Genomic DNA, 25728 nt, shown 5'->3' with positions numbered 1-25728 from the left:
CAAGTGAGGGTCACGCCATGATCGCCGCCCTCATCCGCTGGTCCATCAGCAACCGCTTTCTGGTGCTGCTGGCGACTGTCGCGCTGACCGTGTGGGGCGTGATCGCCACGCTGCGCACGCCACTCGACGCACTGCCCGATCTCTCGGACGTGCAGGTGATCATCCGCACCAGTTACCCGGGGCAGGCGCCTCAGATCGTCGAGAACCAGGTCACCTATCCGCTCACCACCACCATGCTGTCGGTGCCGGGCGCGAAGACGGTGCGCGGCTTCTCCTTCTTCGGCGACTCCTTCGTCTACATCCTGTTCGAGGACGGCACCGACCTCTACTGGGCACGTTCGCGCGTGCTGGAGTACCTCAACCAGGTGCAGTCGCGCCTGCCGGCGGCAGCCAAGCCGGCGCTGGGGCCGGACGCCACCGGCGTAGGCTGGATCTACAGCTACGCGCTGGTCGACAAGAGCGGCAAGCACGACCTGTCGCAACTGCGCAGCCTGCAAGACTGGTTCCTCCGCTTCGAGCTGAAGACCGTGCCTGCGGTGGCCGAGGTCGCCTCCATCGGCGGCATGGTACGCCAGTACCAGGTGCAGCTGAATCCGGAACGCCTGCGCGCCTACAACCTGAACCAGGACATGGTCATGGAGGCCATCGGCCGCGCCAACCAGGAAACCGGCGGCTCGGTGCTCGAGCTGGGCGAAGCCGAGTACATGGTGCGCGCCTCAGGCTACCTGAAGACCCTGGACGACTTCCGCAAGATCCCCTTGATGACCCAGGCTTCGGGCATCGCGGTGCGCCTGGGCGACGTCGCCACGGTGCAGGTCGGCCCCGAGATGCGACGCGGCATCTACGAGCTGGATGGCGAAGGCGAGGTGGCCGGCGGCGTGATCGTGATGCGCTCGGGCAAGAACGCGCTGGAGACCATCGATGCGGTGAAAGCCAAGCTCACGGAACTTCAGCGCAGCCTGCCCGAGGGCGTGGAGATCGTCCCCACCTACGACCGTAGCGGGCTCATCGAGCGCGCGGTGGAGAACCTGGGCTGGAAGCTGGTCGAGGAGTTCATCGTAGTGGCACTGGTGTGCTTCGCCTTCCTGTTCCATCTGCGCTCCTCGCTGGTCGCCATCATCTCGCTGCCACTGGGCATCCTGATGGCCTTCATCGTGATGCACTGGCAGGGCGTCAATGCGAACATCATGTCGCTGGGCGGCATCGCGATCGCCATCGGCGCGATGGTGGATGCGGCCGTGGTGATGATCGAGAACGCGCACAAGCATCTGGAGAAGTGGAGGCATGCGCACACCGACTCGTCCCTCACGGCAACGCATGCCCCCTTGCTTCGTCATCCCCGCGAAAGCGGGGATCCACTTGCAAGCAAAGCAGCTTCGTCCGGGGACGTGGATTCCCGCTTTCGCGGGAATGACGACATCCAGCCCAGCCCCGCCGAACACTGGCAGATCATCGCCAACGCCGCTGCCGAAGTCGGCCCGGCGCTGTTCTTCTCGCTGCTGATCATCACGCTCTCCTTCATCCCGGTGTTCACGCTGGAAGCGCAGGAAGGTCGGCTGTTCTCGCCGCTGGCCTTCACCAAGACCTACGCGATGGCGGCAGCCGCCGCGCTGGCGGTGACGCTGATCCCGGTGCTGATGGGCTACCTGATCCGTGGCCGCATCCCGGACGAGCAGAAGAACCCGCTCAACCGTGTGCTGATCCGCCTCTACCGGCCGCTGCTGGACCGCGTGCTGGCCTGGCCCAAGACCACGCTGGGGGCGGCCTTCGTCTTGCTGCTGGTGAGTCTGTGGCCGCTGCAGCACATCGGCGGCGAGTTCCTGCCGCCGCTGGACGAGGGTGACCTGCTCTACATGCCCACGGCATTGCCGATGCTGTCGGCCGGCAAGGCCAGCGAGCTGCTGCAGCAGACAGACCGCCTGATCAAGTCAGTCCCCGAAGTCGCGCGCGTGTCCGGCAAGGCTGGGCGTGCCGAAAGTGCCACCGACCCGGCGCCGCTGGAGATGTTCGAGACCACCATCCAGTTCAAGCCGAGGAGCGAGTGGCGCCCTGGCATGACGCCGGAAAAGCTGGTCGAGGAGCTGGACCGCGTGGTCAAGGTGCCGGGCCTGGCCAACATCTGGGTACCGCCGATCCGCAACCGCATCGACATGCTGGCCACCGGCATCAAGAGCCCGGTGGGCATCAAGGTCAATGGCACGGATCTCAAGCAGATCGAACAGCTCACCACCCAGATCGAGCGCATCGTGAAGGATGTACCCGGGGTCAGCTCTGCGCTCGCCGAGCGCCTCACCGGCGGTCGCTACATCGACGTGGACATCGACCGCGATGCGGCCGCGCGCTATGGCATGAACATCGCGGACGTGCAGAGCGTGGTGGCCTCCGCCATCGGCGGCATGAACATCGGCGAGACGGTGGAAGGCCTCGCGCGCTACCCGATCAATGTGCGCTACCCGCGCGAGCTGCGCGACTCGGTGCAGAAGCTGCGCGAACTGCCCATCGTCGGCCCCAGCGGGCAGCGCCTGAACCTCGGCGACGTGGCGCAACTGCGCATCAGCGATGGCCCGCCGATGCTGCGCAGCGAGAACGCGCGGCTCTCCGGCTGGATCTACGTGGACATCCGCGGGCGCGATCTGGCCGGCACGGTGCATGACATGCAGGCCGCCGTGCGCGAGCAGTTGAAGCTGCCCTCCGGTTACTCGCTCGCCTGGTCCGGCCAGTTCGAATACCTGGAACGCGCCAGCGCGAAGATGAAGATCGTGGTGCCAGCCACGCTGCTGATCATCTTCGTGCTGCTCTATCTCACCTTCCGCCGCGTGGACGAAGCCGTGCTGATCATGGCCACCCTGCCCTTCGCGCTGGTCGGCGGCATCTGGCTGCTGTGGCTCTTGGGCTACAACCTGTCGGTGGCCGGCGCGGTGGGCTTCATCGCGCTCGCCGGCGTGGCTGCCGAGTTCGGCGTGATCATGCTGCTCTACCTCAAGCACGCTTGGGAGGAGCGGCTGGAAAAGGGCATGTCAGATCGCGAAGCCCTGCTCGACGCGATCCGCGAGGGCGCGGTGCTGCGCGTGCGGCCCAAGGCGATGACGGTGGCGGTGATCCTGGCCGGCCTGTTCCCCATCATGTGGGGCAGCGGCACGGGGTCGGAAGTGATGCAGCGCATCGCCGCGCCGATGGTGGGCGGCATGATCACCGCACCGCTGCTGTCGATGTTCCTGATCCCGGCCGCCTGGCTGCTGATGCGCCGGCGAGCCGCCGCGCAGGCCCCTGTCGTCGCCCCGAATACCCAAGGAGAAATCGCATGAAGACACTCAGCCTCGTCCTGGCACTCCAGCTCACCGCGCTGGGCGCTGCACACGCCGCCCAGCCGGTGGTGGAGGTCTGGAAGACGCCCACTTGCGGCTGCTGCGGCAAATGGGTCGAGCACATGAAGCAGGCCGGCTTCGCCCTGAAAGTGCACGACGTGCCGGAGACCGCCAGCTACCGCAAGGCCGCCGGCATCCCGGAGGCGCTCGGCTCCTGCCACACCGCGCGCGTCGGGGGCTACGCGCTGGAAGGCCATGTGCCGGCCAGCGACGTCAAGCGCCTGCTGCGCGAGAAACCGAAGGCGGTCGGTCTGGCCGTACCGGGCATGCCCCCCAACTCACCGGGCATGGACCTGCCGTCGAACACGCCCTACGAGACGCGCCTGGTGGGCGCGGAGGGCAAGTCCAGCGTGTACGCCACGCACGGCAAACCATGAAGGGCTAGGGCCTGCCGCGCGTTCAGGTCGATGCGCGCGGCAGGCTCAGCACGGCGCTCACGCCCTCACCCGGCGCCGAGTGCAGGACCAGGCTGCCGCCATGCTGCTCGGCAATTGCACGGGCGATCGGCAGCCCCAGCCCCACCCCGCCGGTATGACGGGCGCGTGAGCCTTCCAGCCTGAAATAGGGTTCGAACACCTTGTCGAGATCGGCGGCAGGAATGCCGGGGCCATGGTCGCGGATCGTGATGCGCAAGACCCTGCCCTCCTCGGCCACCGTCAGCGCGATCTCGCCCCCACCGTAGCAGCGCGCGTTGTCGAGCAGGTTGGCCAGGCAACGCCGCAAGGCATGCGGCCGGGCCTGGATCGGGCCGCTGCTGCGCCCACTGCGCGTGATGTGCGCGCCCAGATCCTCCATGTCCTCCACCACGCTGTCGAGCAGTGCATCGAGGTTCACCGCGACTGCCGGCTCGGCATTGCTGCCGGCGCGCAGGAAATCCAGCGTGTCACCGATCATCGCGTCCATCTCGCCCAGATCCCTATCCACCGCGTCGCGCAGGTCGGGTGGCAGTTTTCCTTCGAGGCGCAGACGCAGGCGGGTGATGGGCAGACGCAGATCGTGCGACACCGCCGACAAGGCCTGGGCGCGCGTATCGACAAGGCGGCGGATGTCACGCTGCATGGCGTTGAAGGCGGCGGCGGCAAGCTGTACCTCCTGCGGCCCCGACTCGGGCAAGGGCGGCTGCGCGAGATCGCGGGCGAAGCCGTTGGCGGCCTGCGCGAAGCTGGCCAGGGGGCGCGTCAGGCGCCGCACGGCCCACACCGAGAGCAAGGTGGTGGACAGGCCCAGTAAGGCCAGCAGGGCGATCAGCCGGTAGGGCAGGCCGGTCGAGGGCACCGGCAGCATGTGGCGGAAACTCACCACCGCGCCGTCGTGCAGGCGCACCTGCGCGACATAGGTCTGCACGAAGAGCGGTGCGCGCCCTTCGCGCCCGGAGTCCGCCCGGCGCGAACCCGGCGGCCCGGGCAGGCCGGCCAGTTGCGGGTCGATGCTGGCCAGCGACAGCACCTGCACCTCCAGCGGGCGCGCCAGGCGGCGCCTCGCCTCGGCGACGAAGGCCCGCGCCTGCTCGGAATCGTCGGGCGGGGTGGTGGCCCAGGGCTCGTCCAGCGACAAGGTGGTCGGCTGCACGCTCAGGGCGCGCACCAGGGCCGGACGCTCATCGGCGTCTTCCTCGTCCAGCACGCTGGCAATGCCCGCCATGCGCTGCGCAGCGTATTCGGCCAGCAGCTTGTAGTGGAGACGGCCCCGGTCATCGACCAGCAACCACAGGCCGGCAAGCTGCACCACCAGCAAGACGACGAAGGAGGCCAGGGCGATCTGGCCGAACAAGGTGCGAGGCAGCAGTCTCACTGGCGATGCTCCACCTTGGCGGACAGCATGTAGCCCTCGCTGCGTACCGTCTTGATGAGCTGCGGATCGCGCGCATCGTCGTTGAGGCGGCGGCGCAGGCGCGAGATCATCACGTCGATGGTGCGGTCGTAGGGGCCGGCCTCGCGCCCGGCCAGCACATCGGTGAGCTGGTCACGACTGAACACGCAGTTGGGAGTGTCGGCCAGCAGGTGCAGGATCTTGAACTCGCCGGTGGACAAGGGGATCACGACACCTTGTGCGTCGACCAGGTGACGTGCCGCGATGTCCAGCGTCCACCCGGCGAAGCACAGCGCCTGTGCTGCCGGACGCGCAGGCGCCCCCTTCTCCGAACGGCGCAGCACGCTGCGCACGCGGGCCAGCAGCTCGCGTGGGTTGAAGGGCTTGGGCAGGTAGTCGTCGGCCCCCATCTCCAGGCCGATGATGCGGTCCATGTCGTCGCCGCGCGCGGTCAGCATCAGGATCGGCAGGCGGCTCGCGGCACGCAGGCTGCGACACAGGCTCAGGCCGTCTTCCCCAGGTAGCATGAGGTCCAGGATCAACAGGTCGGGCAGCCCGGAAGCCAGTTTCTCCTTCATGCCAATGCCATCCCCGGCGGTGTCCACGGCATAGCCGTTCTCGCCCAGATATGCGCTCAACAGGCTGGTCAGTTCTGGGTCGTCATCGACCACCAGGATCTTCTCGTTCATGCGGACTCGTGATGAAAGCCGGTGCCTCCAGCATAGCCCGGCTGGGCGACGGCCTCGCTGACGGAACACGCCGTTACCGCCATTTACATCCCATTCACAAAACGACCGTCGCGCTCCATACCTGATTCACTTGGCGGCGTTTCAATGCTGCCATGTCACGGCCCCTCCCTTTCGGCCCGGATGAGCGCACCATGAATGCCGCCAAGGAAATCGACCACCTGCCCGCCACGACCAGCGCGCCCCCCATCGATCTGGCCGCCACGGCGCAACGCCGCGCGGACTGGATGCGCCTGATCACCCGCTGGCACTGGATCAGCTCCGCGCTGTGCCTGGTCGGCATGCTGTTCTTCGCGCTGACCGGCATCACGCTGGTCCATGCCGAGCGCCTGGAAAGCCGCGCCGCCACGACCACCACCCGCGAGGCTGCGGTGCCGGGCGACGTGATGCAGGCGCTGAACCTGCCGAGCCCGCCGACGGACAGCACCGTGCCGCCTGCCCTCGTCCGCTGGCTGGACCAGACCTGGCATATCCCGGTCGTACCGAAGGCGGTGGAATGGGGCCAGGACGAGCTGTTCATCGACCTCAAGCGGCCCGGCGTGGATGCCGCCGTCACCATCGACCTGCGTCAGGCCGTCGCTCGCTACGAGGCGGTGGATCGTGGCTGGGTCGCGTATTTCAACGAGCTGCACCGCGGCCGCAATGCCGGGCCGGTGTGGGCCGGCTTCCTTACTGTTTTTGGTCTGGTCTGCGTGATCTTCAGCCTGACCGGCCTGCTCCTGCTGCAGATGCATGCACGGGCGCGCTGGTCGGTGTGGCCGGTCACCGGCTTGGGCCTGCTGGCGCCGCTGCTGCTGATCCTCCTCTTCATCCACTGATTTCCGTACTCAACACGAGGCCATCATGAAAACGACTGCGCTCTCCACCACCACCCTCTCCCTGCTCGGCCTGGGGCTGGCGCTCCCGGCCTGGGCTGTCGATGCCCAGCTCAGCTTCACCCTGCCGGACCAGGGCGCCCGCGCCCGCCGACCCTACGTCGCGGTGTGGGTCGAGAAGGCCGGCAGCCAGGACTTCGTCGGCAACATCGCCGTCTGGTATGACATGCGCAAGCCCAACAACGTGGGCGCAACCAAGTGGCTGCCCGATCTGCGCACCTGGTGGCGCGTCAGCGGCAGCAAGGCGAGCTTCCCCATCGACGGCGTCTCGGGCGCCACACGTGCCGCCGGCGATCAGGTCATCGACCTCGACGCCAGCGAGCTCATGAAGAAGTTGCCCGCCGGCAACTACGAAGTCGTGATGGAAGTCGCCCGCGAGCATGGCGGCCACGACCTCGTACGCCTGCCCATGGCTTGGCCACCGCGCAGCGCCGCTCAGGCCGAGGCAAGCGGCAAGGAAGAACTGGGCGCGGTGCGCCTCAACCTGAAACCCTGAGTCCCGCGATGACGCCTCAGTCCTGCCAGACGGCCGCCCCGGTGCGCGTGCTCGTCCCGCCCACGCTGCAGCCCGCCCCGCTGGCAGCAGACAGCCGCGTGTTCCGCTTCGGCGGACGCTGCATGGGCACCCGTTGGGAGGTGCGCGTGCTCGGCTCCAGCCAGCAGGCCGTGCGTGCGCTGCCCGCCACGGCCGCCGCCCTGCTGGAAGAGATTGAAGCGCAGATGAGTCACTTCCGCGCCAACTCGCCGCTACGCCGGTTCGCCCGGCTCGCCGCGGGAGAGTCGCTGGCGCTGCCCACGCATTTCGCCACGGTCATGCGCTGCGCGCTGGAGGTGGCCCAGGCCAGCGACGGCGCCTTCGATCCCTGCCTGGCCCAGGCCATCGAAGCCTGGGGTTTTGCCGCCGGCCCCCGCTATGACGCGCCCGGCTTCGTGCCGCCCGCGACGAGTGCCGCGCACCGTTCGGGCGCTGCCCACGATTGGCGGACGCTCCGCCTCGATGCGGAAGATCGCCTCCATCAGCCCGGCGGCGTGGCCCTGAACCTGTCGGCCATCGCCAAGGGCTACGCGGTGGATGCGCTGAGCCAGTGGCTGGGCGAGCAGGGCTTCGCGCATCACCTGGTCGAGGTCGGTGGCGAGCTGCGCGGCTGCGGCATCAAGCCCGATCTGCAGCCCTGGTGGGTGGCGCTGGAGTCTCCGCCCGCGGCGCAGGCCAGCCCGCTCCCGCCCACCCGCATCGCGCTGCACGGCCTCGCCGTAGCCACCTCCGGCGATTACCGGCGTGCCTACACCCATGCCGGCCGCCGCCTGCAACACACGCTGGACCCGCACACCGGCGCCCCCGTCGCGCACAGCCTGTCGGCGGTCAGCGTGATCCACCCGGCCTGCATGCAGGCCGACGCCTGGGCCACCGCGATCATGGTGCGCGGCCCGCAGGCGGGCTTGGCCCTGGCCGAGCAGCAAGGGCTCGCCGCGCTGCTGCGCTGGCGCGATGGCGCCGGCCATTGGCAGGAAGCCTGCAGCCGGGCTTTCGCCGTACTCATCGGATAGGAATGCAGATGGAATACTTCTACGCCGACCTCTGGCAGGCGATGGTCGCCCTCGGCGGCACCACCGCCTACCTGCTCTACAGCGGCCTCAAGTACCGCCAGGCACATGCGGCACCGGCAGGCCAGCCCGCGCCGGGCTCCGGCCGCACGCATCCGGCCGGCCGCGCGCCACACCGCAACTGGGTCATCTACGCCAGCCAGACCGGGCAGGCCGAGGCCATCGCGCAGCAGACGGCGCAGCGCCTCGAAACTGCCGGGCTGCCGGTGCGCCTGTGCCGCATCGATCAACCCTGGCTCAGCGAGCTGGCCGCCGGCGACCGCGCCCTGTTCGTGGTCAGCACCTTTGGCGAGGGCAGCGCGCCGGATCACGCCGGCCGCTTCCTGCCGCAGTTGCTGGGCACCGCCCCCGCTTTGCGCGGCCTGCGTTACGGCCTGCTGGCCCTGGGCGACCGCAGCTACGCGAGCTTCTGCGCCTTCGGCCGCCGCCTCGATCAATGGCTGCACGAGGCCGGGGCGCAGGCCGCCTTTCCGCGCATCGAGCTGGACCGGCTGGACCCACCGGGGCTGGCCGCGTGGCAGGCCGCGCTCACCGCGTTCGATACCGCCCCCTCACTGGTGACACCCGCGACGCAAGCCGTCTTTGCCGACTGGCGCTTCGTATCGCGCCGCTGCCTCAACGCCGGCAGCCCCGGCCCCGCCATGCACCTCATCACGCTGACGCCCCCCGACGGGCTGGCAGGCGAGTGGCAGGCCGGCGATCTGGTCGAGCTGCTACCCCCCGGCGCCCAGGGCCAGGCGCGCTGTTACTCGATCGCCAACCTGCCGGGCAGCAGACGGCTGGAGCTGATCGTACGCACGGCCATCCGCGCCGACGGCCAAGCCGGCCTCGCCTCTGGCTGGCTCAATACCCAGGCGATGGCCGACGAACCGGTGCGTCTGCGCATCCGCCGCAATGCCGGCTTCCATCCGCAGCACGGCGCGGATACGCCCGTGATCCTGATCGGCGCGGGCAGCGGCCTGGCCGGTCTGCGCGCCCACCTGCAGCACAAGCGGCGCAGCCTCGCCGGACAGCGCCCACCCAAGCACTGCGCCTGGCTGCTGTATGGCGAGCGCAGTGAGGCCTTCGACCGCCCCTGCGGCGAAGAACTCGCGCGGCTGCATGCGGATGGCATCCTGAGTCGCCTTGACCTGCGCTTCTCCCGCAGCACCCCCGAGGCACCCTATGTACAACACGCACTCATGGAACAGGCAGCGGAGTTGCGCCGCTGGATCGATGCCGGCGCCCACATCCTCGTCTGCGGTGGCGCACAGACCATGGCGCGCGGCGTCGACCACGCCCTGCGTGCCATCCTGGGTGACCTGCGCGTGGAAGGCTTGATCGAATCGCGCCGCCTGCTGCGCGACATCTACTGAACACGACAGCAATGGTGCAGGCACCCGACGACACACAAATCACTAGACGACCGGTCTAATCGTGTGGCAGGATGCGTCCCATGCAAACTGATCGCCCCCACACCGAGCGCCCCGACACCCGCCAGCACATCCTCGAATGTGGCCAGCAACTGGTCGCGGCCAAGGGCTTCGTCGGCGTCGGTCTGGCGGAGATCCTGGCCACGGCCGGCGTGCCCAAGGGCTCGTTCTATCACTACTTCGCCTCGAAGGAAGCCTTCGGTGTGGCGCTGCTGGAACAGTACGAGGCCGACTACCACGCCCGGCTGGCCGAGCTGGATGCCCTGCCCGGGCTGAGCGGCGGCGCACGGCTGATGCAGTATTTCGAGCGCTGGATTGAAACCCAGCAAGGCGAGGACGCCGCCCTGTACTGCCTGATCGTGAAGCTGAGCGCGGAAGTGGCCGACCTGTCGGACGCCATGCGCAGCCGCATGCGGATCGCCAGTGACAGCGTGCTGGCACGCCTGGCCGGCTACATCGCGACCGGGCAGAGCGACGGCTCGATTGCCAACCGCGAGGATGCCAGCACCCTGGCCCTGTGGCTGTACGAAGCCTGGCTGGGCGCCTCGCTGCTGGCCAAGCTGCGGCGCGACTCCAGCCCCTTCCACGGTGCTTTGATCAAGACACGTCAACTGCTCGAACACGCTTGAACCCACGCGCGATCCAGCGTCATCGCGCTTTTTTTTGGCCACAAACTAGACGACCGGTCTAATAAACAGGAGCTTCACCATGAAAATCTTCTACAAGACCCGCGCCACCGCCAGCGGCGGCCGCACTGGCCGCACTGCCCTGGATGACGGCAGCCTCAGTCTCGAACTCGCCATGCCGGGCAGCGGCAAGGCCGGCGCCAACCCCGAGCAACTCTTCGCGCTGGGCTATGCCGCCTGTTTCGACAATGCGCTCAAGCATCTGGCCGCGCAGCAGAAGCTGCCGCTGAGCCACAGCCAGACCAGTGCGGAAGTCGGCATGGGTCAGACGGCCGAGGGCGGCTACAAGCTCGACGTCGATCTGCACGTCACCCTGGCGGGTCTCGACCAGGCCGGCGCCGAAGCCCTGCTGGCCCAGGCCCATGCCATCTGCCCGTATTCCAATGCGCTACGCGACAACGTCGACGTGCGTCTGCACCTCAACGTGGCTTGACCCCTGGAGAACACGATCATGAAACGTATCCTGATGGTCCTCACTTCGCACGACCGCCTGGGCGACACCGGACTGAAGACCGGTTTCTGGCTCGAGGAGTTCGCGGCGCCCTACTACGTCTTCAAGGATGCCGGCCACGTCATCACCCTGGCCTCGCCGGCCGGCGGCCAGCCGCCGCTGGACCCGAAGAGCGATGAGCCCGATTTCCAGACCGCCGCCACCCATCGCTTCCGCGCCGACCCCGAAGCGGTTGCCCAACTGGCCCACACGCAACGCCTGGACAGCATCAACCCGGCCGATTTCGACGCGGTGTTCTACCCCGGTGGGCATGGCCCGCTGTGGGATCTGGCCGAAGACGCGCACTCCATCGCGCTGATCGAAGCCACCCTGGGCGCCGGCAAGCCCCTGGGCGCGGTCTGCCATGCGCCGGGCGTGCTGCGCCATGCGCGCCAGGCCGACGGCAGCCCGCTGGTGCGTGGCCGCCAGGTGACCGGCTTCACCAATAGCGAGGAAGAGGCCGTGCAGCTCACCCGGATCGTGCCCTTCCTGGTGGAAGACATGCTCAAGGGCCATGGCGGCGTCTACACCCAGGGGCCGGACTGGCACCCCTATGCCGTCGTCGATGGACACCTGATCACCGGCCAGAACCCGGCCTCGTCGGAGCTCGTTGCGCACAAGCTGCTCGACGCCCTCGCCTGAAGCCTCCCCCTCCCCCTTGAAGAATAGAAAGCACCCCATGTCTGATCTGCTGAACACCCTCCAGTGGCGCTATGCCGCCAAGAAGATGGACCCCACCCGCGCCGTGCCGCAGGAAAAGATTGATCGCATTCTCGAAGCGATCCGCCTCACCGCCAGCTCCAGTGGCCTGCAACCGTATGAGGTGATCGTGCTGACCAATCCCGAGCTGCGCGCGCAGATCGTGCCGCATGCCTGGAACCAGGCACAGATCACCGACGCCTCGCACCTGCTGGTCTTCGCGGCCTGGGACAACTACACCGCCGAGCGCATCAACCACATGTTCGACCTGGTGAACGAGGAACGCGGGTTCAAGAACGAAGGCTGGGAGGCCTACCGCCAGAAGCTGCTCGCCAGCTACGTGCCGCGCGACGCCGAGACGAACTACCAGCACGCCGCCCGCCAGGCCTACATCGGCCTGGGTACCGCCTTGATCGCCGCCGCGGAGGAAGGCGTGGACAGCACGCCGATGGAGGGTTTCGACCCTGCCAAGGTGGATGAGATCCTCGGCCTGCGCGCCCGTGGCCTGCGCTCGGTGCTGCTGCTGCCCCTGGGCTATCGCGCCGCCGAAGGCGACTGGCTGGTGAACCTGAAGAAGGTGCGTCGCAGCCGCGCTGACTTCATCACCGAAATGCAGTAAGGGCAGCAGGGCGACCACCAACCTCCGTCGCCCTGCGCCAGCCCCGGTTGCACCGTCGACTGCACTATCATCTGTCATGGCCACGCACCCCGTGGCGGACTCGATGGAGCATCCACCATGCAGACACGCGAACTCGGCCGCAGCGGCCTCAAGGTCTCCGCCATCGGCCTCGGTTGCATGGGCCTGAGCCATGGCTACGGCCCACCCCTCGCCCGCAGTGAAGCCATCCAGTTGATCCGGCGCGCCTACGCGCTTGGCGTCAGCTTCTTCGACACCGCCGAGGTGTACGGCCCCTTCACCAATGAAGACGTGGTCGGCGAGGCGCTCGCCCCCTTCCGCAGCAAAGTCGTGATCGCCACCAAGTTCGGCTTCCGGATCGGCGTACCCGGCGCCATGGACAGCCGCCCGGAACACATCCGCGAGGTCGTCGAGGCCTCGCTCAAGCGCCTGCGCACCGACGTGATCGACCTGCTGTACCAGCACCGCGTCGACCCGGAAGTGCCCATCGAAGACGTCGCCGGCACCGTGCGCGAGCTGATCGCCGAAGGCAAGGTGCGCCACTTCGGCATGTCGGAAGCCGCCGCACAGACCATCCGCCGCGCCCACGCCGTGCAGCCGGTGAGCGCCCTGCAGAACGAGTACTCGATGTGGTGGCGCGAGCCGGAGCACAGCGTCATGCCCACGCTGGAAGAACTGGGCATCGGCCTCGTCCCTTTCAGCCCGCTGGGCCGGGGCTTCCTGACCGGCGCCATCGACGAGCACACGACATTCGCGGACAAGGACATCCGCGCCGGCATCCCCCGCTTCAGCCCGGAGGCCCGCCGCGCCAACCAGCGCCTGGTCGAAGCCCTGGGCGACCTGGCCGCCAGCAAGCAGGCCACGCGCGCACAGATCGCGCTCGCCTGGCTGCTCGCCCAGAAACCCTGGATCGTGCCGATCCCCGGCACCACGCGGCTGGACCGTCTGGAAGAGAACCTTGGCGCAGCGCAGCTCACGCTGAGCCCCGCCGACTTGCAGACCCTCGCCGCGCTGCTCGCGGCCATCCCCGTCGAAGGCGCCCGCTACTCGGCGGCGATGCAGGCGATGGTGGGCAAGTGAGACAGCGCCGGGGAAACGGAGGGGTGAAGGCTACAAGCCGATCCCCATCGCAGCGGCGATGTGATGAACAGCGCGGCGCTTCGACCATCCTGCAGACCACTACCGCACCCGACGAGGCCACACCATGACTCTCAGCACCGCCCTCCTCAGCATCATCCTCGCGCTCACGCTGGGCGCGATCAGCCCCGGCCCCAGCTTCGTGATGGTGGCGCGCACCGCGCTGGCGGTATCGCGGCGCGATGGCCTCGCTGCCTCGCTGGGCATGGGGGTTGGCGGCGCACTCTTCTCGGTGATTGCAGTGCTGGGCCTGCTGGCGGTGCTGGCGACAGTGCCCTTGCTGTACCTGGCATTGAAACTCTTGGGCGGGGCCTACCTGGTGTATCTGGGCATCCGCATCTGGCGCGGTGCGCCGCAGCCCCTGGTCCTGAGCGCGGCCACGCAGACCGCGCAGTCAGGCACGCTGGTGCGCTCCTTCGTGCTAGGTCTGGCCACGCAAGTCAGCAATCCGAAGACCGCCATCGTGTACGCCGGCGTCTTCGCCTCGCTGCTGCCGGCCGATGCGCCGCGCGGGGTGCTGGTCGCGCTGCCATTGATCGTGTTCATGATCGAGACGGGCTGGTACTCGCTGGTCTCCATCGCCCTGTCCTCGCCCGCGCCACGGGCGCACTACCTCGCCACCAAGACCTGGCTGGACCGCAGCGCCGGCGGCATTCTGGGGTTGCTGGGCATCAAGTTGATGCTGGACGCCGTACGCCCCTGAAGCGCGCCGGAGAAGGCCGGCCACGGGTGTCTACTTATTCCGCGGCCACACCGGCTTGTCGACGACGGACTTCGCTCACTATCTCGGCGAAGCGCCGATCCGTGAGCGGATAGAGGCATAACAGGCCAAATGCCATCAGCACGGCGATCGCGGGGACCAAGGCCACGGACTGGACAATGGCATCGATGGCCGACGAGGACTGCGCAGCTTCACCCTTACGATAGCCCCCCAGCGCAAGCAGCATGGCGGGGCAGCCTGCGCCAAGCGCCTGTCCGATTTTGCGCGACAAGGAGAAGGTGGCGTAGGTCAGCCCTTCGATACGCACCCCGGTCCGCCATTCCCCGTATTCCACCGTATCGGCTTCGAGCGCCCAGACCGTGGACATGACGACCCGCACCCCAACGGAAGACAACACGAAGGCACACACAACCAGGGACTCGGTGTGCGCGCGCGACGCGAAGAAGAGCAGCAAGTAGCCGACAAAGCAGAGTAGCAGTCCGGCCAGGGCGACCCACCGCTTGTCAAAGCGCCTCACCAGCGCGGGCACAGAGGCAAATGTCAGGACTGCGGACAGCATGCCTAGCACACCGATGAACAGGAAGAACTGCTTCGGGTCGGGAGAGAGATGGCGCGCAAAATAGACCAGCGACGCGCCCGAGCAGGTGTAACCCAGCAGTGCGAACACCATCGTCCCGCACAGCACCAGAAGGGCCTTGTTCCTGAGCACCGCACGGAGGGCACCACGCAGGCTGGGCTGTGTGGTGGCACGCGGCACGACCTCGGAAGTAGCGAGAAAGCAGGCGGTAAACAGAAGCGTGCCGAGCACCGCCTCTGCCACGGTCAGGATGGTGAGCCGGTCTTGCAGCACCCCGCCCTGCAGCTCGGCCAGAGACGGGCCGATCAGGATGGTCAGCAGGCTGCCAGTCATGACCGACATGACCGTACGTGCCGCCCCCAGGCGTGCGCGGTCTACCGGATCTTGCGTCATCACGCAGGCCAGCGATCCATAAGACATGTTGACGAAAGCGTAGGCAGTCACCAGCAGTGCGTAGCTGAGATAGGCATAGAGGAGCTTGCCGGACGGGCTCAGGGTCGCGGGGACCGAGAATACGGCCACATTCAGCATCAGGAGCGGCGCGGCGCCCCATAGGATGAAGGGCCGAAACCTGCCCCAGCGCGTCGAATACTGATCAATGATCCTGCCCGCAAGCAGATCGGCGCCTGCTCCGTAAATCTTGACGATCATCAGCAAGCTACCCGTCGCAACGAGTGGCAGACCGACCACGTCGGTGTAGTAGCTGAGGAGGAAGAACGTACCCATCGCAAATACGAAGTTGTTGGCGACGTCGCCAACCCCGTATCCCAGGACACTCCACCAGCGCAGGGGAGGAAGACCGGCCGGGCTCATTCCTCGATGACCGCGTCGTCCCGATGCGCCCGCACAACATGCAGCAAGGCGCGTAGCAAGGGCGAGTCATCGTCCTGCCGATAGACGCAATGGATATCGCAGGGCAGGCGGGTGTCCGTGCGCAAAGGGCGGAACTCAACGCGGGCGATGTGCAGCCTTTGCACCGAGGCTGCCATGAAGGCCAGGCCCAGACCACAGCCCACCATGGTGGCGGAGGTCACCATGTCCTGGACGCGCTGGACGATCTTCAACTGGAAGCCGAGGCCGTCGAGCAGCCTGCGCAGCTCGGGCGGGTGGTTGCGCTCATCCTGGCGCCCGATCATCGGTTCGTCGCGCAGATCTTCCAGCGCGATCTCCTGCTTGGCACACAGCGGGTGTCCCTCGGGCAGGGCCACGACGATGGTGTCGCGGAACGCCAGCTCGATTGCGCATCCCTCGGGTGCGCGGTGGACCCGATCGAAGTAGGCACAGATCTTTCCCTGCCTGAGCGACTCGACCTGCAATGTGGCGGGGCCGGTATGCACCGCGCCCTCCACATCCGGATGGCTGGCCTTGAAGGCCTTGAGCAGTTGCGGCAGATAGATCAGCGAGACGGCGCCGAAACCGCCGACGTCCAGACGCCCCAGAACCTGTGTCCCCGCACGCTGGACTTCTCTGCGCGTGATCTCGAACTGGCTGCGCAGCAGCTTGGCCCGGGCGAGCAAGGCCTCACCAGCCGGAGTCAGGTCCAGGCCGGCGCCTGTCCGGTTGAACAGCACCGTTCCCAACTCCTCCTCAAGGGCCTGCATCTGCCGGGACAGGGCCGACATGGACAAAGGCAGATGTGCTGCTGCGCGGCCGAGGTTCTTCTCCTCGGCAATCACGATGAAGTAACTCAACTGCCTTTCGTTCATGACCGCATGCCTGCTCCTCAAGGGGCGAGACCCTGAAGCGAATCAGGGTAAGCGTCAATAAGCGTAAACCGCTTGCCTTCCCAAACCATTAGGAACAAAGCGCTTCCCGCGAAACGCAAGGCGGCTTGCGAAATATGCGATGGACCCGGCTTATCGCTCCACAAAGAATCTGGATCGGGTTTCCGGTGTGAGTCAATGCGATTGGCATGTCCTGTCCGCCGGATTTTCTGTGTTTTCCGGAGGAGTAAATGAACAAGAATTCGATCAGTTTCAACAAGAAGACCATCGTCCTCTTTGTCGGGCTTGCGTGCGGCGTGGGGCTTGGCGTATCTGGCTGCGGCGGAGGCGGCGGCGACAGTGCGCAGGTCAGCGAGGCGTCGAGCGCGCCCGCAGTCACCACACAGGAGGTGCGCAGCGTCACGTCTTTGTCTGGAAACTGGAAGTTCACCCAGGACGACCTGATGGTCGACAGCCAGGCCCTGCTGGATTCAGGCGCCAACTGGGCCGAGGTGAAACTGCCGCATACCTGGAATGCCATCGATGCGGCTTCGACGGCCCAGTCCTACCCGACCACGCCCAACTACAAGCGTGGCCTAGGCTGGTATCGACTGGAGATTGATGGCGCCACGAACGCGGGCACGCAGTGGCTCCAGTTCGATGGCGCCAGCATCGTCGCGGATGTGTGGTTGAACGGCGAGAAGCTGGGCCAGCACCGCGGTGCGTTCACCGCGTTTCGCTTCGATGTGACGGGCAAGCTCAAGGCCGGCAAGAACGTGCTGCTGGTCAAGACTGACAACCGTGCGGCGACGGGCGATTCATCGCCGACCGCGATCGCTCCGCTCGGCGGGGACTTCAACATGTCCGGCGGGCTCTACCGCAGCGTGTCCTTGATCTCGACCCCGGCCCAGGCGCACCTCGCACTGGACGACTTCGGCAGTGCCGGCATCTACGCCAAAACCGTCTCCTTGTCCGGCGCGAACGCCGCGGTCAACGTCGTCGCCAAACTCAAGAACGCTGCTGCAGACGGTCGCTACGTCGTGCAGGCCTCCCTCCTTGAGAAAGACGGCAAGACACTCAAGACCAGCGCCAGCCAGAACGTCGTCCTCAAGCAGGGCGCGGCCGGCGAGGCCTCCATTGATCTGGCTGTCAGCCAGGCGCACCTGTGGCAGGGCCTCAGCGATCCCTACCTCTACAAGCTGGTGGTGGAACTCAAGGACAGCCAGGGCGTGGTCATCGACAAGGTGGTGCGCGACTTCGGCATCCGCGAAATGCGCTTCGACGTCGACAAGGGCTTCTTCCTGAACGGGAAATCGGTGCCCCTGCACGGTGTGAACCTGCACCAGGACAAGCTCGGCAAGGCCTGGGCAATGACCGAAGCCGACATTGACGAATCCTTTGCGTTCATCAAGGAGATCGGCGCCAACACCGTCCGCCTCGCGCACTACCCTCACTCGGAGTACACGCTGCAACAAGCAGACAAACTCGGTGTCGTCGTGTGGGCAGAGCTCGCCCTGGTCAACTCGACCTCGGTCACGCGACTGGTCGACCCGGAAACCACCGGCTTTGCGGCAAACGCCCGCCAGCAGCTCACCGAGATGATCCGCCAGCAGTTCAACCACGCCTCGGTCGGCATGTGGTCTATCGCGAACGAAGTGACGGGGGGTACCGATGCCAGCAACAACGTTCAAGCCCTGTTCAGGAGCCTGAACCAGTTGGCGAAGAGCGAAGACCCGACCCGCATCACCACCCTGGCCAACCAGGTGACCCGCAGCGGCGACACCGTACTGCCCGATGCCCTGACGCAGACCGGCTATACCGACAGCTACAGCGTCAATCGCTACTTCCAGTGGTACTACGGCACCTCGGAAACGCAACTGGGCGACAACCTCGACGACCTGCACACCAAGAACCCCACCCAGCCCATCGGCCTCAGCGAATATGGAGCGGGCTCGGCCATCACGCACCACACCGACAATGTGTCCGGCGGCCGGGTGTGCTCACGCGATGGCAGTGGCTCCACCCGCATCTGCTACCAACCCGAGGGGTATGCCAACTACGTCCATGAGAAGGCTTACGCGCAGATCGTCGCGCGCCCCTACCTCATGGCCTCGTGGATCTGGAACATGTTCGACTTCGGCTCTGGCATCCGGCACGAGGGCGATGTCGGCAAGACCAACACAAAGGGTCTGGTGACCTTCGGCCGCGAGACCAAAAAGGACGTGTTCTATTTCTACAAAGCAAACTGGACGGCCAGTCCGGTGACCTACATCGCCAGCCGTCGTTACGTCCAGCGTGCCTACCCGGTGACCGACATCAAGGTCTACAGCAACGCGGACTCGGTGAGCTTGAAGGTCAACGGTCAGACGGTCGGCAGCAAGACGGCCGCAGAGTGCCCGTTGCGGGTATGCGAGTTCAAGTCGGTCAGTCTGCAGGCGGGTAGCAACCTGGTGTCCGCCGTGGGCAGCCACGGCAACACGAGTGTGGCGGATGCGGTGACCTGGACGCTCTCCAACGATAACGCCCAGAACATCTACATCGCCGCAGGGCAACTGACGACCGGCCTCCAGTCCAGCGATGCGCTACTCGGCTCTCATCGGTATGGCTCGGACAACTTCTTCGTCGGCGGCGAGTTGCCACCTGTGCCGACCGGCTTTGGCGGCGCCATCGGGCTCAGTGGCAATGTCGTCATCAACGGGCTGGGCAGCAGCAGCGTTCCGGAAACCGGCCGCGTCTGGGACATGTGGCGTGAGGGCAGCAGCTTCAGTTACCAGATCCCGCTGGCGAACGGTAACTACCAGGTCACGCTGGGCTTCCTGGAGCCCACGGCCACGGCAGCCGGTGCGCGGGTCTTCAGCGTGGATGCGAATGGCATCAGCCAGATCGCGAACCTGGATGTCTTTGCCTCGGCGGGAGCCAGGAACACGGCCATCGCCAGGAGCTTCCCGGTCACCGTCAGCAACGGCAGCTTGAAGCTTGACTTCAAAGGCATCACGGGCAAGGCGATCGTCTCCAACATCGCCGTCGTGAAGCAGTAAGCCAAAGGCTCCTCGCAGTAGATTTCCACCCGGCGCTCGCGCCGGGTTTTTTTTGGCCCGGCGTTCCGCATCAGGCGCAAGGGGGTGCTCACTGCAGCCTCGCGTCTCGACACAGTCGGGCCGGTGGCATTCGCCTGCGATCTGCGGCTGCCCCGTCCTGGGCGCTGGGAGCCGGGCAAGGCGCGCTTTCCGGCGGGTTCATCACGCTTGTCAACCGCGCCCGGCACCGACACACTGCCAGCGCGTCCCGCTCACCGAGGAGTTCTCCATGCGCGCCTGGATCTGGCTCGTGCCGCTTGCATCGCTGTGCCTGCTGGTCCTTGCCATCGCGATGGGCGAGGTCGGCCCGCTCCTTGGCTTACTGTGCGCGGCCGCCCTCGGCGCCGCAGTCATGGCGGCGGTGCACCACGCCGAGGTGATCGCACACCGCGTCGGCGAACCCTTCGGCACCCTGGTGCTGGCACTGGCCGTGACCATCATCGAGGCCTCGCTGATCCTGTCGATGATGGTGGCGGGCGGACCCGAGATGGCCGAGCTGCCGCGCGACACGATCTATGCTGCGGTGATGATCATCTGCAACGGCGTGGTAGGCCTGTGCCTGCTGCTGGGCGGGCTGGCACACCGCGAGCAGAGCTTTCGCGTGGAAGGCAGCGGCGCCGGCCTGGCGGCGCTGATCGTGATGGCCTCCTTGACCCTGGTGCTGCCGGCCTTCACGACCAGTAGCAGCAGCGGCACCTACACCGCATCGCAACTATGGTTCGTCGCCGTCGCCTCGGTTGCGCTGTGGGCGATCTTCGTCTTCATCCAGACGGTGCGCCACCGCGACTACTTCCTGCCCGCGCACGACGCCTCCAACCCCGACAAGCACGCCCCGCCGCCGAGCAAAACCACCGCTTGGCTGAGCCTCGCGCTGCTGTTCGTCTCGCTGGTCGCGGTGGTCGGGCTGGCCAAGATGCTCTCGCCCACCATCGAGCGCCTGGTCAACGAGGCCGGCGCGCCGCGCGCCGTGGTAGGCATCGCGATTGCGCTGCTGGTGCTGCTGCCCGAGACCGTCGCCGCGGCGCGTGCCGCCCGCGCCGACCGCCTGCAGACGAGCATGAATCTGGCCATCGGCTCAGCCCTGGCGAGCATTGGCCTGACCGTACCGGTGGTCGTCATCGCCGCCATCGCCTTCGACCTGCCCCTGATGCTGGGCGTGAATCCCACCGAGATGGCGCTGCTCGTGATGAGCTTCATCGTCAGCGCGGTCACACTGGGCAGCGGCCGCACGCACATGATGCAGGGTGCGGTACACCTGGTCATCTTCGCGGCCTTCCTGTTCCTCTCCATCGTGCCCTGAGCGGCGCCAGCCGCCGCCCCCTCGCCCTCAGGGAAAGCCCCTAGTCCCGCCGGCTTGACCTGTGGACGATTGCACGTATTATTCAAACGAACGTTTGATTCACAACAAACAGGCCTACGACCTGCGTGCCCCTGATCACGACATGAGAGACCCGGCAACCCGCGCCACCGATAGCCGCCAGGCCACGATAGACACGTCCGAACGCATCCTCGACGTGGCCGAGCGCCTGTTTGCCGAACACGGCTTCGACGGCACCTCGATGCGCATGATCACCGGCCAGGCCGCGGTGAACCTGGCCGCGGTGAACTACCATTTCGGCAGCAAGGAAGCGCTGTTCGAGGCGATCTTCCATCGCCGCCTGACCGCGCTGAACCTGGAACGTCTGGCCGAACTGGACCGCCTGGAAGCCGCAGCCAAGGGCAAGCCGATCAAGCCCAGCCTGATCCTCGAAGGCTTCTTCGGCCCGGCGCTGAGCATGGCGGCTGACACCCAGGGTGGCGGTCACACCTTCATGAATCTGCTGGGTCGCACCTACACCGAGCCGGCACAGTTCATCCGCCAGTTCATGGCCGAAGAGTATGCGGAAGTCATGGAGCGCTACCTCGCCGCGCTGTACCGCGCGCTGCCCGACGTGCCCAAGGACGAGATCGTGTGGCGCCTGCATTTCATGATGGGCGCCGTGTCGTATGCCATCTCGGGCATCGATGCGCTGGCGCTCGTCACCGGCCGCGTTGATACCGACCCGGCTCAACTCAAACCACGCCTGACCGCCTTCCTGCTGGGCGGCCTGCGCGCGCCGCTGCCCGACGATGGCAACGGCATTCCGAACAAGCCTGCAACGGAGACAAAGAAATGACTGTGCTGTTACTGATCCTGGCCCTGCCGGTCGGCGCGCTGGCGCTGGCGGCCCTGCGTGCGCCGCTGCTGTTCTGGGCGGCCGGCGTGATCCTGTGGGCAGGCAATCTGCTCGCCGTGCTGGGCGCACCGCAAGCCCTGCAGATCGGCGTGCTGGCCGTGCTGCTGGCTGCCTTCGCGGTGTTCCTGCTGCCCCCGCTGCGCCGTGCGTTGATCACCCGCCCGGTGTTCAAGATCTATCGCAGCATCCTGCCGCCGATGTCGGAAACCGAGAAGACCGCGCTGGAAGCCGGCACGGTCTGGTGGGAGGGCCAGCTCTTCTCCGGCCGCCCGCAATGGAAGGACCTGCTGGCCTACCCCTGGCCCAAGCTCACGCCCGAGGAGCAGAGCTTCCTCGACAACGAGACGAATGAGCTGTGCCGCCTGATGGTGGACTGGGACACCACCCACATCCATCAGGACATGTCGCCCGAAGCCTGGCAGTACGTGAAGGACAAGGGCTTCCTCGGCATGATCATCCCCAAGGAATACGGCGGCAAGGGCTTCTCGGCCTTTGGCCATGCCCAGGTCATCACCAAACTGGCCACGCGCAGCTCCGCCTCTGCGATCAGCGTGATGGTGCCGAACTCGCTGGGCCCGGCTGAGCTGCTGCTGCATTACGGCACCGACGAGCAGAAGAACTACTACCTGCCGCGCCTGGCCAAGGGAGAGGAAATCCCCGCCTTCGCGCTGACCAGCCCGCAGGCCGGCTCGGATGCCGCCTCGATCCCGGACTACGGCGTGGTCTGCAAGGGCATGTACCAGGGCCGCGAAGTGCTGGGCATGCGCGTCACCTGGGACAAGCGCTACATCACCCTGGGCCCGATCTGCACGGTGCTGGGCCTGGCCTTCCGCCTGTACGACCCGGACAAGCTGCTGGGCGACACCGAAGACCTGGGCATCACCTGCGCGCTGGTGCCACACAACCACCCCGGGGTGAACATCGGTCGCCGCCACTTCCCGCTCAACGCGGTGTTCCAGAACGGCCCGAACTGGGGCACCGATGTGTTCATGCCGCTGGACTTCATCATCGGCGGCCCCAAGATGGCCGGCCAGGGCTGGCGCATGCTGATGGAATGCCTGGCCGCCGGCCGCGCGATCTCGCTGCCCGGCTGCAACACCGGCATGATGAAGCTGACCGCGCGCGCCGTCGGTGCCTATGCCCGCGTGCGCAGCCAGTTCAAGATGGCCATCGGCAAGTTCGAGGGCGTCGAGGAGCCGCTGGCCCGCATCGGCGGCAACCTGTACATGGCCGACGCCGCGCGGGTAATGAGTGCCGGCGCGCTGGACATGGGCGAGAAACCCTCGGTGGTGTCCGCCATCATCAAGTACCACGTCACCGAACGTGGCCGCCAATCGGTCAATGACGGCATGGACATCCTGGGCGGCAAGGGCATCTGCCTGGGCCCGCAGAACTTCCTCGGCCGCGCTTACCAGCAACTGCCGATCGGCATCACGGTGGAAGGCGCCAACATCCTGACGCGCTGCCTGATCATCTTCGGCCAGGGCGCGATCCGCTGCCATCCCTTCGTGCTGCGCGAGATGCGTGCCGCGCAGGACGAGAACAGCGAGCGCGGACTCAAGGCCTTCGATGAAGCCCTGTTCAGCCACATCGGCTTCACCGTCAACAATGCCGCACGGGCCTTCATCACCGGCATCACGGGTTCGCACTGGGTCGGCACGCCGGACGATATCGCCCCCGAGACGCGACGCTACTACCAGCAGCTCACCCGCTTCTCGGCCGCCTTCGCCTTCATCGCCGACGTCTCCATGCTGACCATGGGCGGCGACCTCAAGCGCAAGGAGAAGCTGTCCGCACGCCTGGGCGACATCCTGTCCTACCTGTACCTGTGCTCGGCCACGCTCAAGCGCTTCGAGGCCGAAGGCCGCCAGGCCGAGGATGCGCCGCTGATGCACTGGTCGATGTGGGATGCCATGTTCAAGACGCAGAGCGCGCTCGAGGGCGTGATCTCGAACTTCCCGAACCGCCTGATCTCGATCCTGCTGCGCCGTGTGATCTTCCCCATAGGCCGCCCCTACGTAGTGCCCTCCGACAAGCTTGGCCACGAAGTCGCCCGCCTGCTGATCACGCCGTCCGCCGCCCGCGAACGCCTGATCGCCGACAGCTACTGCGAGTACGGTAACGAAGAAGACCCGGTGGCCGTGCTGGAACTGGCGCTTGAGGCCACGGTCAAGGCCGAGGCTATCGAGACCAAGATCCGCGCCGCGCAGAAAGCCAAGCAGCTCAGCGCACGCGGCTTCGAGGCCCTGGTACGCGAAGCGGTGGCCAAGGGCATCGTCAGCCGCGAGGAGGAAGCCCTGCTCACCCGCCGCGAGGCGCTGCGCCAGAAGGCGATCCGCGTCGACGATTTCCCGCAGGACTTCGGCCTGGGCGACGCCAACGCGCATGTGCGACCCAGCTCCGTCATCACCACGGAAGCGCGGGAGGCAGCGTGAGCCACCAACACCACGTAGCCCGGATGCAGCGAAGCGGAATCCGGGATCGGCACGCGGATTCGCACCACCCCGGATTCCCGCCTGCGGCCTGCATCCGGGCTACACACCTCCGCCTCGTCATCCCTGCGAAGGCAGGAATGACGGTGTCTGACGGTGGGAGTCAATCGTCATGAGCTTCAAACCCGTCTACATCATCGACGGCGCGCGCACGCCCTTCCTCAAGGCCAAGAACGCCCCCGGTCCCTTCGCCGCGTCGGACCTCGCGACCATCGCCGGCCGCGCGCTGCTGGCCCGCCAGCCCTTCGCAGCGGAGCAGCTCGATGAGGTGATCCTGGGTTGCGCCTCGCCCTCGCCGGACGAGGTCAACATCGGCCGCGTGGTGGCGCTGCGCATGGGCTGCGGCCAGAAGGTGCCGGGCTGGACTGTGATGCGCAACTGCGCTTCCGGCATGCAGGCGCTGGACTCGGCCATCACCAACATCCAGGCCGGCCGTTCGCAACTGGTGCTGGCCGGCGGCGTCGATGCGCTGTCGCGTGCCCCGCTGCTGTTCAGCGACGCGATGGTGCGCTGGCTGTCCGGCTGGTACGCCGCGAAGAGCTTCGGCCAGCGCGCGGCCGCGCTGCAGAAGTTCAAGCTGGGCTACCTCGCGCCGGTGATCGGCATCGTCAAGGGTCTCACCGATCCGGTGGTGGGCCTGCTGATGGGCCAGACGGCCGAGAACCTCGCCTGGCGCTTCGGCATCACGCGCGAAGACATGGACGCCTTCTCGGTCCGCAGCCACCAGCGCACCATGGCCGCACACGACGCCGGCCACTTCACGGACGAACTGGTGCCCCTGGTCGACGACAAGGGCAATGTCTACGCGCATGACGACGGCCTGCGCCGCGACTCGTCCATGCCCAACCTGGCCAAGCTCAAGCCCTTCTTCGACAAGAAGTACGGCCGGGTGACACCCGGCAACAGCTCACAGGTGACCGATGGCGCCACTTGGCTGGTGCTGGCCTCGGAAGAGGCTGTGCAAGAACATGGCCTGACGCCGATCGGCAAGATCAGCGACAGCCAATGGGCAGGTCTCGCGCCGGAGCAGATGGGCCTGGGCCCGGTACATGCCGCCACCCCCATCCTGCAGCGCCACGGGCTGGGCCTCAACGATCTCGATGCCTGGGAGATCAACGAAGCCTTCGCCGCCCAGGTGATCGGTTGCCTGCGCGCCTGGAACGACGATGCCTACTGCCGCGAGCAGCTTGGGCTGGACCGGGTGATGGGCACGCTCGACGAGAACAAGCTCAACATCGACGGCGGCGCGGTGGCCATGGGCCACCCAGTCGGCGCCAGCGGCGCACGCATCGTGCTGCACCTGCTGCAGATCTTGCGCCGGATGGACGCAAAAGCGGGCGGCAAGCGCGGCATCGCCAGCATCTGCATCGGCGGCGGCCAGGGCGGCGCCATGTTGGTGGAGACGCCGTAATGACAATCGCATACTTTACATTCGTCATTCCCGCGAACGCGGGAATCCACTTCGACCTCTTTGCTGACAT

At 66.8% G+C, this 25728-nt stretch carries 21 protein-coding genes; 17 read left to right on the top strand and 4 right to left on the bottom strand.

Annotated features, from left to right (window positions below):
- The first annotated feature begins 17 nt into the window (after window positions 1-17).
- Window positions 18-3305, top strand: coding sequence for an efflux RND transporter permease subunit (locus NMB43_RS03225; RefSeq protein WP_494350722.1), 3288 nt, complete (start codon window positions 18-20; stop codon window positions 3303-3305).
- On the top strand, window positions 3302-3742 hold the full coding sequence (locus tag NMB43_RS03220) for a DUF411 domain-containing protein (protein WP_494350721.1): 441 nt from the start codon (window positions 3302-3304) through the stop codon (window positions 3740-3742). The genes NMB43_RS03225 and NMB43_RS03220 overlap by 4 nt, the downstream gene beginning before the upstream one ends.
- A gap of 22 nt (window positions 3743-3764) precedes the next feature.
- Here NMB43_RS03220 and NMB43_RS03215 read toward each other — a convergent pair whose 3' ends face one another.
- Together NMB43_RS03215 and NMB43_RS03210 are read right to left on the bottom strand one after the other, a co-directional pair.
- Window positions 3765-5156, bottom strand: coding sequence for an ATP-binding protein (locus NMB43_RS03215; RefSeq protein ID WP_494350720.1), 1392 nt, complete (start codon window positions 5154-5156; stop codon window positions 3765-3767).
- Window positions 5153-5863, bottom strand: coding sequence for a response regulator (locus tag NMB43_RS03210; RefSeq protein WP_494350719.1), 711 nt, complete (start codon window positions 5861-5863; stop codon window positions 5153-5155). Before NMB43_RS03210 ends, NMB43_RS03215 begins: the two co-directional genes overlap by 4 nt.
- Window positions 5864-6054: 191 nt before the next feature.
- On the opposite strand from NMB43_RS03210, the gene NMB43_RS03205 reads away from it, so the two are divergent.
- The 10 genes from NMB43_RS03205 (at window position 6055) to NMB43_RS03160 (ending at window position 14164) form a co-directional block, all read left to right on the top strand.
- Entirely contained in the window at window positions 6055-6738 is a 684-nt protein-coding gene (locus NMB43_RS03205) for a PepSY-associated TM helix domain-containing protein (protein ID WP_494350718.1), read from the top strand.
- 25 nt (window positions 6739-6763) lie between these two features.
- A complete protein-coding gene (locus tag NMB43_RS03200) occupies window positions 6764-7291 on the top strand; it encodes a DUF2271 domain-containing protein (RefSeq protein WP_494350717.1) in 528 nt (175 codons plus the stop codon).
- Window positions 7292-7299: 8 nt separating this feature from the next.
- On the top strand, window positions 7300-8343 hold the full coding sequence (locus tag NMB43_RS03195; protein ID WP_494350716.1) for an FAD:protein FMN transferase: 1044 nt from the start codon (window positions 7300-7302) through the stop codon (window positions 8341-8343).
- Between the two features lie 8 nt (window positions 8344-8351).
- Window positions 8352-9755, top strand: coding sequence for an NADPH cytochrome P450 oxidoreductase family protein (locus NMB43_RS03190; RefSeq protein WP_494350715.1), 1404 nt, complete (start codon window positions 8352-8354; stop codon window positions 9753-9755).
- Between the two features lie 80 nt (window positions 9756-9835).
- Complete coding sequence (locus NMB43_RS03185) at window positions 9836-10441, top strand: TetR/AcrR family transcriptional regulator (RefSeq protein WP_494350714.1); 606 nt, start codon at window positions 9836-9838, stop codon at window positions 10439-10441.
- 79 nt (window positions 10442-10520) lie between these two features.
- Window positions 10521-10931 carry an organic hydroperoxide resistance protein gene (locus NMB43_RS03180; RefSeq protein ID WP_494350713.1) on the top strand — a complete coding sequence of 137 codons (411 nt, stop codon included), beginning with the start codon at window positions 10521-10523 and terminating at the stop codon, window positions 10929-10931.
- An 18-nt stretch (window positions 10932-10949) separates the two neighbouring features.
- On the top strand, window positions 10950-11630 hold the full coding sequence (locus tag NMB43_RS03175) for a type 1 glutamine amidotransferase domain-containing protein (protein WP_494350712.1): 681 nt from the start codon (window positions 10950-10952) through the stop codon (window positions 11628-11630).
- A gap of 37 nt (window positions 11631-11667) precedes the next feature.
- Window positions 11668-12306, top strand: a complete 639-nt coding sequence (locus NMB43_RS03170; RefSeq protein WP_494350711.1) for an NAD(P)H-dependent oxidoreductase — start codon at window positions 11668-11670, stop codon at window positions 12304-12306.
- 117 nt (window positions 12307-12423) lie between these two features.
- Window positions 12424-13404 (top strand): aldo/keto reductase, encoded by a 981-nt coding sequence (locus NMB43_RS03165; RefSeq protein WP_494350710.1) that lies wholly within the window; start codon window positions 12424-12426, stop codon window positions 13402-13404.
- A 124-nt stretch (window positions 13405-13528) separates the two neighbouring features.
- Window positions 13529-14164 (top strand): LysE family translocator, encoded by a 636-nt coding sequence (locus tag NMB43_RS03160; RefSeq protein ID WP_494350709.1) that lies wholly within the window; start codon window positions 13529-13531, stop codon window positions 14162-14164.
- 34 nt (window positions 14165-14198) lie between these two features.
- Here the strand turns inward: NMB43_RS03160 and NMB43_RS03155 are convergent, their stop codons facing one another.
- Entirely contained in the window at window positions 14199-15572 is a 1374-nt protein-coding gene (locus NMB43_RS03155) for a glycoside-pentoside-hexuronide (GPH):cation symporter (RefSeq protein WP_494350708.1), read from the bottom strand.
- Complete coding sequence (locus tag NMB43_RS03150; RefSeq protein WP_494350707.1) at window positions 15569-16465, bottom strand: LysR family transcriptional regulator; 897 nt, start codon at window positions 16463-16465, stop codon at window positions 15569-15571. The genes NMB43_RS03155 and NMB43_RS03150 overlap by 4 nt, the downstream gene beginning before the upstream one ends.
- A 248-nt stretch (window positions 16466-16713) precedes the next feature.
- Here NMB43_RS03150 and NMB43_RS03145 point away from each other — a divergent pair, with 248 nt between their 5' ends.
- The 5 genes from NMB43_RS03145 (at window position 16714) to NMB43_RS03125 (ending at window position 25658) form a co-directional block, all read left to right on the top strand.
- Window positions 16714-19500: a glycoside hydrolase family 2 TIM barrel-domain containing protein gene (locus NMB43_RS03145; protein ID WP_494350706.1), complete on the top strand. Its 2787-nt coding sequence runs from the start codon at window positions 16714-16716 to the stop codon at window positions 19498-19500.
- 268 nt (window positions 19501-19768) lie between these two features.
- Complete coding sequence (locus NMB43_RS03140) at window positions 19769-20839, top strand: calcium:cation antiporter (RefSeq protein ID WP_494350705.1); 1071 nt, start codon at window positions 19769-19771, stop codon at window positions 20837-20839.
- A gap of 142 nt (window positions 20840-20981) precedes the next feature.
- Entirely contained in the window at window positions 20982-21695 is a 714-nt protein-coding gene (locus NMB43_RS03135) for a TetR/AcrR family transcriptional regulator (RefSeq protein WP_494350704.1), read from the top strand.
- Window positions 21692-24190, top strand: a complete 2499-nt coding sequence (locus NMB43_RS03130; protein ID WP_494350703.1) for an acyl-CoA dehydrogenase — start codon at window positions 21692-21694, stop codon at window positions 24188-24190. The genes NMB43_RS03135 and NMB43_RS03130 overlap by 4 nt, the downstream gene beginning before the upstream one ends.
- Window positions 24191-24359: 169 nt before the next feature.
- Complete coding sequence (locus tag NMB43_RS03125) at window positions 24360-25658, top strand: acetyl-CoA C-acetyltransferase (protein ID WP_494350702.1); 1299 nt, start codon at window positions 24360-24362, stop codon at window positions 25656-25658.
- Window positions 25659-25728: the final 70 nt, after the last annotated feature.

The sequence above is a fragment of the Uliginosibacterium sangjuense genome (genome assembly GCF_059132465.1).
The sequence above is the reverse complement of the archived record's forward strand: the minus strand, read 5'-3'. Positions and strand labels throughout refer to the sequence as shown.

Excerpts from the sequence above, each read along its gene's own strand:
- NMB43_RS03225 (WP_494350722.1), top strand. The coding sequence starts at position 18 with ATGATCGCCGCCCTCATCCGCTGGTCCATCAGCAACCGCTTTCTGGTG.
- NMB43_RS03220 (WP_494350721.1), top strand. The coding sequence starts at position 3,302 with ATGAAGACACTCAGCCTCGTCCTGGCACTCCAGCTCACCGCGCTGGGC.
- NMB43_RS03210 (WP_494350719.1), bottom strand. The coding sequence starts at position 5,863 with ATGAACGAGAAGATCCTGGTGGTCGATGACGACCCAGAACTGACCAGC.
- NMB43_RS03205 (WP_494350718.1), top strand. The coding sequence starts at position 6,055 with ATGAATGCCGCCAAGGAAATCGACCACCTGCCCGCCACGACCAGCGCG.
- NMB43_RS03200 (WP_494350717.1), top strand. The coding sequence starts at position 6,764 with ATGAAAACGACTGCGCTCTCCACCACCACCCTCTCCCTGCTCGGCCTG.
- NMB43_RS03195 (WP_494350716.1), top strand. The coding sequence starts at position 7,300 with ATGACGCCTCAGTCCTGCCAGACGGCCGCCCCGGTGCGCGTGCTCGTC.
- NMB43_RS03190 (WP_494350715.1), top strand. The coding sequence starts at position 8,352 with ATGGAATACTTCTACGCCGACCTCTGGCAGGCGATGGTCGCCCTCGGC.
- NMB43_RS03185 (WP_494350714.1), top strand. The coding sequence starts at position 9,836 with ATGCAAACTGATCGCCCCCACACCGAGCGCCCCGACACCCGCCAGCAC.
- NMB43_RS03180 (WP_494350713.1), top strand. The coding sequence starts at position 10,521 with ATGAAAATCTTCTACAAGACCCGCGCCACCGCCAGCGGCGGCCGCACT.
- NMB43_RS03175 (WP_494350712.1), top strand. The coding sequence starts at position 10,950 with ATGAAACGTATCCTGATGGTCCTCACTTCGCACGACCGCCTGGGCGAC.
- NMB43_RS03170 (WP_494350711.1), top strand. The coding sequence starts at position 11,668 with ATGTCTGATCTGCTGAACACCCTCCAGTGGCGCTATGCCGCCAAGAAG.
- NMB43_RS03165 (WP_494350710.1), top strand. The coding sequence starts at position 12,424 with ATGCAGACACGCGAACTCGGCCGCAGCGGCCTCAAGGTCTCCGCCATC.
- NMB43_RS03160 (WP_494350709.1), top strand. The coding sequence starts at position 13,529 with ATGACTCTCAGCACCGCCCTCCTCAGCATCATCCTCGCGCTCACGCTG.
- NMB43_RS03155 (WP_494350708.1), bottom strand. The coding sequence starts at position 15,572 with ATGAGCCCGGCCGGTCTTCCTCCCCTGCGCTGGTGGAGTGTCCTGGGA.
- NMB43_RS03150 (WP_494350707.1), bottom strand. The coding sequence starts at position 16,465 with ATGAACGAAAGGCAGTTGAGTTACTTCATCGTGATTGCCGAGGAGAAG.
- NMB43_RS03145 (WP_494350706.1), top strand. The coding sequence starts at position 16,714 with ATGAACAAGAATTCGATCAGTTTCAACAAGAAGACCATCGTCCTCTTT.
- NMB43_RS03140 (WP_494350705.1), top strand. The coding sequence starts at position 19,769 with ATGCGCGCCTGGATCTGGCTCGTGCCGCTTGCATCGCTGTGCCTGCTG.
- NMB43_RS03135 (WP_494350704.1), top strand. The coding sequence starts at position 20,982 with ATGAGAGACCCGGCAACCCGCGCCACCGATAGCCGCCAGGCCACGATA.
- NMB43_RS03130 (WP_494350703.1), top strand. The coding sequence starts at position 21,692 with ATGACTGTGCTGTTACTGATCCTGGCCCTGCCGGTCGGCGCGCTGGCG.
- NMB43_RS03125 (WP_494350702.1), top strand. The coding sequence starts at position 24,360 with ATGAGCTTCAAACCCGTCTACATCATCGACGGCGCGCGCACGCCCTTC.